General features: G+C 60.1%; 4 protein-coding genes. All 4 read left to right on the top strand.

The window, feature by feature from the left end:
• Positions 1–148: 148 nt before the first annotated feature.
• A complete protein-coding gene (mobA, locus tag VSS37_RS18940) occupies positions 149–1,270 on the top strand; it encodes a molybdenum cofactor guanylyltransferase MobA (RefSeq protein WP_324697734.1) in 1,122 nt (373 codons plus the stop codon).
• Positions 1,271–1,414: 144 nt separating this feature from the next.
• The gene (locus VSS37_RS18935) at positions 1,415–2,695 is read left to right on the top strand and encodes an efflux RND transporter periplasmic adaptor subunit (RefSeq protein ID WP_324697732.1); all 1,281 of its coding nucleotides are present in this window, start codon (positions 1,415–1,417) and stop codon (positions 2,693–2,695) included.
• Positions 2,696–2,698: 3 nt separating this feature from the next.
• A complete protein-coding gene (locus tag VSS37_RS18930) occupies positions 2,699–5,821 on the top strand; it encodes an efflux RND transporter permease subunit (protein WP_324697730.1) in 3,123 nt (1,040 codons plus the stop codon).
• 104 nt (positions 5,822–5,925) lie between these two features.
• A partial coding sequence (locus VSS37_RS18925) for an AAA family ATPase (protein WP_324697729.1) occupies positions 5,926–6,118 on the top strand: 193 nt, incomplete at its 3' end.

Raw genomic sequence — 6,118 nt, 5'->3', positions numbered from 1 at the left:
TTTACATGATTTGTTGACTAGGGACAAGGGCGAGATTTTGGAATAATGTCTAATAACCTATAGTTTCCTGAAAATTACCCCAAGGCTAGCAGCCGGTACGGGGTAATCGCCATTAATTTGACTTAGATATGACACGACCGGAATAAACATGACAGAAACAGCGCCAGCACAATCCCTGATTGCCGGACTCATCCTTGCAGGCGGGCAGGGCAGCCGTATGGGCGGAAAGGACAAGGGCCTGATCCCATTTCATGGGCGCCCCATGATCGGGCATATCCTGGATGGACTGCGCCCGCAGGTTAGCCAGGTATTGATTAGCGCCAACCGCCATGCCGATGTTTACCAACATTATGGCCGGGTGGTCGCCGATACGCTGGCGGACTTCCAGGGGCCGCTGGCGGGTTTCGCCGCCGCCCTGCGTGTGGCTGGTGCACCGTATCTCCTGACTGTGCCCTGCGATGCGCCGAATCTGCCGCCGCAACTGGCGGAGCGCCTGCTGGACGCCATCCAAGGCGAAGGGGCGGAATTGGCGGTGGCGCATGACGGTTTCCGCCTGCAACCGATGTATGCATTATTGCCGCGGCACCTGCTGGCGGATCTGGAAGCCTACCTGCAACAGGGCGGACGCAGCCCACGCGAATGGTATGCCCGCCACCGCATGGCGACGGTGGATTTCTCGGATTGCGCCGCCGTGTTCCGCAATATGAACACCCCCGCTGACCAATTGATGCTGGAAGGGCGTGTGCCGCTGCTGGGTTTCTGCGCTTACAGCGGCACGGGCAAGACCACCTTGCTGACACAGTTGATTCCGCTGCTGAAAGAAGCCGGATTGCGCATTGCGGTGGTCAAGCACACCCACCATGTCATCGATCTCGACAAGCCGGGCAAGGACAGTTACCGGATGCGGGAAGCTGGCGCGCAGCAAGTGGTGCTGGCGTCGCACCAGCGCATCATTTCCCTGCGCGAAGTCGGCCACGGCCGCCAGCGGGAAGCCTCCCTGGCCGACGCCATCAGCGGCATTTTGCCGGAAAATACCGACCTGATCCTGGTGGAGGGGTTCAAGCACGAGCCGTACCCCAAAATCGAGCTGCACCGCCCCTGCCTGGGCAAGCCGCTGATGTATCCTGCCGACGGCAACATCATTGCGCTGGCGACGGACACAGACTTGGCGCTTCCGCCACATTTGCCACGACTGGACATCAATCAGCCGCAGACAGTGGCGGCTTTTATCCTGGAAAGGATGCGACGGATGCCCGCGTCCTCACATTAACCTTGGTGGGACTGTCCTGATTTTTGTATGGCTGGCGGATGGCAGACAATGGCGGCTGGTATTTTCCCTTCCATTCCACCTGCCAATGTCTACACTACACGGTATTTAATTTTTAGCTACACCATTTCTGGAAAGTGAGGCTTCATGAAATTCCTGACCCGGATCACCGGGATTGGTTTGCTGCTTTTGCTGGCGGCCTGTAACCAGCAGGGCGCGGGTGAGGCTGGCGGCGGGCAAGCCCCTGCACAAGTGTCTGTCATGGCGGCCAAATCGCTCGATGCGCCGGTCAGCTTTGAATACACCGGCCAAATAAACGGCTCCAACGAAGTGGAAATCCGCGCCCGCGTCACCGGCATCATCGACAAGCGCCTGTATGAAGAAGGCAGTGCCGTCAAAGCCGGGCAAACCCTGTTCCAGCTCGACGACGCCATGTTCAAGGCACAAGTGGCGCAAGCCGAAGCCGCCCTCGCCAGCGCCAGGGCGCAACTGCAAAAAGCCGAGCGCGATTACGCCCGGGTTGCGCCGCTGTCCAGCAAGCAACTGCTCAGTCAGAGCCAGCGTGATGATGCCGAATCCGCCGTGGACATCGCCAAGGCCGCCGTCATGCAAGCCCAGGCCAGTTTGGACAGCGCCCGCATCAACCTCGGCTACACCACCATCCAATCACCCATCAGCGGCGTGGCCGGGCGGGCCTCACAACGCGAAGGCAGCCTGGTGCAGGCCGGTGGCGACAGCCTGCTGACCACGGTGGCGCAGACTGACCCGGCCTATGTCGATTTCGGCATGGCGGAAGGCGATTTCCAGAACCTGCGGCAAGCGCTATCCAGCGGCAAACTGACACTGCCGGAAGGCGGCTTCACCGTGGCGCTGAAAACCCCGGCGGGCGCACCGCTGGAACAAACCGGCCAGATGAATTTCCAGGACTACAAAGTCGATGCACAAACCGGCAATGTGGCGATGCGTGCCTCCATCGAAAACCCCAAGCGTCGCCTGCTGCCCGGCCAGTTCGTGCGGGTGATGCTGCAAGGCGCGCATCGCCCCAATGCGATTGTTGTGCCGCAACGCGCGGTGCTGGATAACCCGCAAGGCAAATACGTCTACGTCATGAGCAAAAACGAACAGGGCATGGACGTTGCCCTGCCGCATCCGGTGGAAGCCGGTGAATGGGTGCAGATGGATGGCGACCTCGCCAACGGCTGGATCCTCAATTCTGGCATCAAGGAAGGCGATCAGGTCATTGTCGACGGCATGGCGCGGATTTTCTTCCCCGGCATGCCGGTACAGGTTGGTGCGCCGGAAGCGGCCAAACCTGAACATGCCGCTGCGGATACACCGCCTCCCGCCCAGGGGGAGAAAACCGAACCGGCGGCAGCCAAGCCCGAACCCCCTGCTGCTGATACAAAACCAGCCGGTAATGGGGGGTAAGCCATGTTTACCCGTTTCTTTATCGAACGCCCGATCTTTGCCTTCGTCCTGTCGATATTCATTATGCTGGCAGGGGCGGCGGCAATGCGTATCCTGCCGATCGCCCAATACCCGGAAATCGCCCCGCCTGAAGTGCAGGTGACAGCGGTTTACCCCGGTGCATCCGCCGAAGTCATTGCCCAAACCGTCGCCACCCCGCTGGAAAACGCAGTCAACGGGGTGGAAAACATGCTGTACATGGCATCGACTTCCACCTCCAGCGGCACCCTCAGCATTACGGTGACGTTTGACATTGGCACGGACATCGACCAGGCCGCGCTCAACGTCAACAACCGCGTCAAACAGGTGGAAGCGCGCCTGCCGCAGGAAGTGCGGCGGCAAGGTGTGACGGTGCTGAAAGGCTCGTCCTCCTTCCTGCAAGTGCTTGCGTTTTATTCGCCGGATAACCGTTTCGACGACCTGTACACCTCCAATTACGTCACCCTCAATGTGCTCGACCGGCTCAAGCGCATTCCCGGCACCACCAATGTGCAGATTTTCGGCGCGAAAGATTACGCCATGCGCATCTGGCTCAAGCCCGACCGCATGACCCAGCTTGGCCTGACGGTGGACGATATTGCTGCTGCCCTCAATGAGCAGAATGCGCAATTCGCCGCCGGTAAAATCGGCCAGGCTCCGGTAGGCAACGATCAGGACATGGTCTACACCATCACCACCAAAGGCCGTCTTTCCACGGTGGAAGAGTTTGAAAACGTCATCGTGCGCGCCAATGGGGCGGGTGAATTGTTGCGCCTGAAAGACGTGGCGCGAGTGGAGCTTGGATCGCGCGATTACGAATTCCGGGGGCGCCTCAATGGCAAATCCGCCACCTTGGTGGGGATTTTCCTGCAACCGGGCGCGAATGCACTGAGCGTGGGCGACGATGTGAAACAAAACTTGGCGGAGCTGGCGAAAAGTTTCCCGGATGGCCTGAGTTACGCAGTTGCCTACGACACCACCCGCTTTGTCGAAGTCTCGATCCGCGAGGTATTGAAAACCTTGGGCGAGGCCATGCTGCTGGTGTTCCTGGTGGTGTACCTGTTCCTGCAAAACTGGCGTGCCACGCTGATCCCGTCGCTGGCGGTGCCGGTGTCGCTGTTGGGAACATTCGCCGGACTGTATTTGCTGGGCTATTCGATCAATACCCTGACGCTGTTCGGTATGGTGTTGTCGATCGGGATCGTGGTGGATGACGCCATTGTGGTGCTGGAAAACGTCGAACGCATTATGCACGAGGAAGGTTTGGGTGCGCAGGAAGCCGCCATCAAGGCCATGCACGAGGTCAGTGGGCCAATCATTGCGATTGTGCTGGTGCTGGTGTCGGTGTTCGTGCCGATTGCCTTCCTCGGCGGCCTGACCGGGGAACTGTACCGGCAATTCGCCATCACCATTTCGATAGCGGTGGTGCTGTCAGGGTTTGTGGCGCTGACCATGACGCCTTCGCTGTGCGTGCTGATCCTGCGCCATGAACACAAGCGGGACAATGCCTTTTTCCGCTGGTTCAACCGCTTTTTCGAGAGGATGCGCAACGGTTATCTGTATGGTGTCAGCTGGCTGTTGCGGCGGGCGATCATCACGGTGTTGTTGTTCGCCGTGATGGTGGCGGTCACCGCCGGGTTGTGGAAATTCACCCCGACCTCGCTGGTGCCGGATGAGGATCAGGGTTTCTACATCGCCGCCGTCTTTTTGCCAGACGGTGCCTCGCTGGACCGCACCGACAAGGTGGTCGCGCAGGTGTTGGCGGCCATCAAGTCCAACCCCAACAACCAGGATGCAATAGCCTTCACCGGCTTCGACTTCCTCGGCGGCGGCTACCGCAACAGCGCGGCCACCATTTTCGTCACCCAAAAGCACTGGGATGAACGCAATATGCCGGTCAAGGCGCTGGTCGGCGAGCTGTTTATGAAAACCGCCAATATCAAGGAAGCGCTGGTGCTGGCCTTCAACCCGCCTGCCATTTTCGGGCTGGGCAGCACCGGCGGCTTCGAGTTCTACATCCAGAACCGTGGCGAAGGCGGTGCCAAAGCACTGGCGGGTGCGATGCAGGCATTCCAGGGGGCGGCGCAGCAGAACCCGTCGCTGGGCATGGTGCAAAGCTTGTGGCGCGCCAACACCCCGCAGCTGTTCATCGATGTGGACCGGGAACGCGCCAAGGCGCTGGGCGTGCCGTTGGATGGCGCGTTCAACACGCTGGCAGCGGCGCTCGGTTCCTATTACGTCAATGACTTCAACAAATACGGGCGTGCCTGGCAGGTGCTGATGTCAGCCGACGCCAGCTACCGCAAAAAGCCGGAAGACATTGGCCGCATGTATGTGCGCAGCAGCAAGGGCGAAATGGTGCCGCTGTCGGCGTTTGCGCGGGTCGACTATTCCTCAGGGCCGGACTCGGTGGACCGTTTCAACAACCTGCCTGCCGTCAAGCTGTTTGGGGAAGGCGCGCCGGGTGTGAGTTCCGGGCAGGCGCTGGATGCGGTCGAAGCGGTGGCCAAGCAAGCCTTGCCGAAGGATTTCACCTACGACTGGACAGGTGCCTCCTACCAGGAAAAGCGTTCCGCCAATACGGCGGGCGCATCGCTGGGGATGGCGGCTGTCATGGTGTTCCTGATCCTGGCGGCGCTGTACAACCGCTGGGCGTTGCCATTCTCGGTGCTGCTGGCGCTGCCATTCGGCACCTTCGGCGCACTGGCGGCGGTGTGGCTCACAGGCCTCACCAACGACGTATATTTCCAGATCGGTCTGGTCACCTTGCTGGGGCTGGCGGCGAAAAACGCCATCCTGATCGTGGAATACGCCCTGCTCAAAACGCAGGAAGGCTGGGCTGCGGCGGCAGGCTCCCTGGAAGCGGCACGTCTGCGGTTCCGCCCCATCATCATGACCTCGCTGGCCTTCATCCTCGGGGTGACGCCGCTGGCGCTGTCTTCTGGCGCAGGCGCGGGCGCGCGGCAAGCGGTCGGCACCGGCGTTATGGGTGGGATGCTGGCGGCAACCTTCCTGGCGATTTTCTTCGTGCCGTTCTTCTTCCGGCTGATGATGGATCGGCGGCTGCGGACGCGCAAAGAGGAGTTTGAAAAGCCGGAAGGGCATTAACCTTCATCTCAAATGTCTGGTGCGCTGTGAAAAGTTAGAAATCATCTACTTTGATACAATGATTGGCCTATAATGGCGCTTGTTAATACAGTGGATGAGTTGATATGTTTAACCGCCAAGCCGTCAGCGACATCATCCAATGGTATCGGCAGCCCCGCCGCAAGCCGCTGGTCATCCGTGGCGCACGGCAGGTCGGCAAGACCACCGCCGTGCGTATGGCGGGCGAACAGCTCGGTGTGGGCGTCATCGAAATCAACCTCGAGCGCCACACCGAACTCGACGCCTTGTTCCGCCGCT

Source organism: Candidatus Thiothrix phosphatis, from assembly GCF_035668035.1.
Lineage (GTDB): Bacteria > Pseudomonadota > Gammaproteobacteria > Thiotrichales > Thiotrichaceae > Thiothrix > Thiothrix phosphatis.
This window is presented reverse-complemented; position numbering and strand designations above follow the sequence as displayed.